This is a genomic window from Campylobacter sp. IFREMER_LSEM_CL1890 (assembly GCF_025772045.1).
GTDB lineage: Bacteria > Campylobacterota > Campylobacteria > Campylobacterales > Campylobacteraceae > Campylobacter_D > Campylobacter_D lari_D.
The window spans coordinates 1-3,470 of the sequence record NZ_JAKMRK010000025.1 but is presented as its reverse complement, the minus strand read 5'-3'; the positions used below and the strand labels follow the sequence as shown (position 1 = coordinate 3,470).

The 3,470-nt window shown below is 26.2% G+C and carries 1 protein-coding gene; it reads left to right on the top strand.

The window, feature by feature from the left end; translation table 11 throughout:
* Positions 1–907: 907 nt before the first annotated feature.
* On the top strand, positions 908–3,470 hold a 2,563-nt coding region (locus tag L8W57_RS07770; protein ID WP_263662318.1), incomplete at its 3' end, for an inverse autotransporter beta domain-containing protein.

Sequence of the window (3,470 nt, the reverse complement as noted above, 5' to 3'; positions counted from 1 at the left end):
GTTAAATCTCATTTTAAAGATTTAACCCCTGATACAACTTTAGCTATTTCTTCAATGGAAAATAATACATAGCAAGATACTTCCATAGATTGTATTTTTTCTTCTTAGATTATCAATAGTTCCTGAAGAAACGCCTAATACTTTAGCAAATTCTTTTTTACTTAAAGACATTTTTTTATATTTCTCAAAAAAATTTTGTTTCTAAATAATTCTTGGTTGTGCTAATCTTGCTTAATTGTGAAATATGTTTGTTTTAATTTATAAAAATAATATACAAAACTATAAATATCTTTATATATCTAACTTTATTTAATCACCTTTCATTTTTCATTAAACATTGTATACATTCTTTTACCTATTATCTAATTTATAAAAACATACAAACTATAATTAAATATATTTTTTTAATAAGTAATTTTAAGATTATAACAACTATTATCAAATTTATACAAAAACTCTATATTGTAGTTATCTAAAGAGTATAATAAGATATTTATACCCTTTATTTATTACTATATATAAGCTTAGTATTTATACTTTATATACCAAATATGATAAATACACCTTACACTGTTATCTAAAATACTAAATACTAATACTTTTAAAAATGTTAAATAGGATAATAAAATATAAATATAAAAATTCAAAAAGCTTATTTTTCATTATTTTTAAAAAGTAAATGATAAGTTTTTTTCATATATATTTAAATAATAATAAATCTATTTGCATTTTTTTAATAAAAAATAAAAGTAATTTTGATTATAATTTATAAATAATTATTATATTTATTAATTTTTTGGCTATTTTTCAATATTTTTATAACTTTTTTATCACTTTTGTATTTTTTGTGTTATCATATTCTCATCACAAATAAAAAATTTTATGCAAAGGATTCGGGGGGGGGGATATGAAAAAAACGCTTTTATTTGTTTTACTCATTCACACTTTTCTTTTTTCTCAAATAATGATTTTAAAAAATCAAGATAAAATCATTATAGATAACAATCAAACTCTTGCACTTAATCATGTAAACCATGATCAAAAGCAAATACTTAAAGAACATAATAACATTGACTCAAGAGTCAAAAAGCTATTAGAAGAAAAACCAAAGAAAGATTCTAATCTTAGTAAAGAAGATGAAGAATTATCTAGTAAGGTTGTTAATGTTATTCAAACTATAGGTAATGTATATAATGCCAAAGATAGTAAAGAAAGAGATGAGCTTATAAGAGATTTAGCAAGCAATTATTTAAGCTTACAAGCTAATACTTTAATCCAAGAATATTTACATGCTCTTAATCACTCCATTAATAGTGAGTTTAATTTAAACTATAATGATAGGGGTGGTTTAAGTGGTAATGCTAAAGTTCTTTTACCTATTATGAGTGAAGATAATCCAAAAATATCTTATTTTCTACAAAGCGGTATAGGTGGATATGATAATAATAGAATCATAGGTCATTTTGGCGGTGGTATAAGATATTATCCTAATGCACTAGCATTAGATAATTCAGGAAATATCATGCTAGGATTAAATTTAGTTTATGATCATGATTTTAGTAGAGAGCATAAAAGAATATCTTTGGGCTTTGAAAGTATGATTGATACACTAGCTTTCCATGCTAATATTTATCAAAGATTAAGTGATTGGATTAGTAGTTATGATTTTAAAAATGCAAATAATGATCTAACTTTCTTAGAACGCCCTGCTAATGGCTGGGACATGGGTATTAAATATGCTTTTCCTTCTATGAGTAATGTAGCTGTTTTTGCTAATATGAGTAAATGGTATGGAGAAAAAGTAGCTCCATTTGGCAATGTAAACTGCTATGAAGATTTAGAAAAAAATCCTTTAGTGTATGAAGGAGGTATTACTTATTCACCTTGTCCTGCATTAACTTTTTCGCTAAGCCATAAAAGAAGTAATGAAAGTGATAAACAAGGCACAAATATAGCTATGAATTTTAACATACCTTTAGATAAAGATGCCTTCAAACATGCTTTTGACCCTAAATTTGCAGGTATAAATAATACCATTGAAGGCTCTAGAACTCATTTTATAGATAGAGATTATTCTATGGTGCTTGAATATAAAGCTATTAACAATACTTATCATATTTCTTATTGCGGAAATTTGGGAGGTAATACTCATTGTATTATGCTTAAAGATGGCTTTAATCAAGCAGTTAAAAATGTTGCTATGAGTGTAACTCCTGAACAAAAAAGTGTAATCTTAAAAGATGGAAATCATTATATTACTGATAGTAATGGAAAAGTTTTTGTAAAAATAATCCACTCTTATGGAGTACGCCAAACCAATTTAATTGCTAAAGCAGGGAATGCTCAAGAAAGTTTCCCTATTACTATCATAGCTCCAAAAGAAGACTTTAGGATATTTGCCAAACCCTCTAATATACAAAGACATGAAAAATCTCTAATCACATTTGCAGGAAGTGATTTAGCAAGTGATTTAGACATAAATTGGAAATTAATTGGTAAAGGAAGCTTAGAAAAAACTCCAAATTCAGATAAAACTGATAAAGATGGAAATTCAAATATCATCTATAAACCTGATGTAAACATGAAAGATAAAGAAAAAGCAACAATCATTGCTAATGTATTAGGAATTACTTTAAAAGCCTTTGTTCAAATAGCAATTTATGGAGATAATGATATTATCTTAGATAAAACTATTATAGGTAATAAAGAAAAAGCTCATGCAAGTTATAAAAACTTAAAAGCTAATTCTACAAAAGTTAAATGGAGTATACAAGGAGATAATGCTTTATTTGTTGATAAAGATAAAACTACTAAGGAGCTTAATTTAATAGCTGATGATAAAGGTGAGAGTAATGTAGAAATCATAGGACTTAGTGGAAATGAAAAAGTAAAAATCATTGCTAAAAATATGAGTGATGAATTAGTAAAAGAAAGAAGTAAAGATTTAGAGATTAAAAATTATACAGCCACTATGGAGCTTCCTACTGGAAAAGACCCTGTGACTCATCAAGACTTTGAAAAAGGAATGATTGATTATAAAAGCGACTTTGAAGTAAAACTTAAAGGTTTAATGCCAAAAACAAAAGTTTCATGGAAGGCTAAAGATATACAAAGCAATAAAACTTTAAGAATTAGTAACGATAAAGAAAGTACAGCTGATGATAAAGGTGAGAGTAAGGTAGTATTTGAAGGAGTAAAAGATTTTAATATTAAAAGATTACAAATCATTGCTAATTATAATCAAAGCGCAGCTAGCACTCAAGAAGTAAGTGGAGAAATCAAACTCCACCAATACACCCCAAGCATTAGTTTTAGTAAAGACAAAATTCATGCTTATGAAAGTGATAATAACAAAGCTTTAAAAGATCCAAAACTTGATCATGTTGAAGTAACTTTAAAAGGTGGTAAGCCTAATGAAAAAATAGAATGGAGTTTAAGCGGGGATGCTACTTTAAGTAATCAAGAAGCAA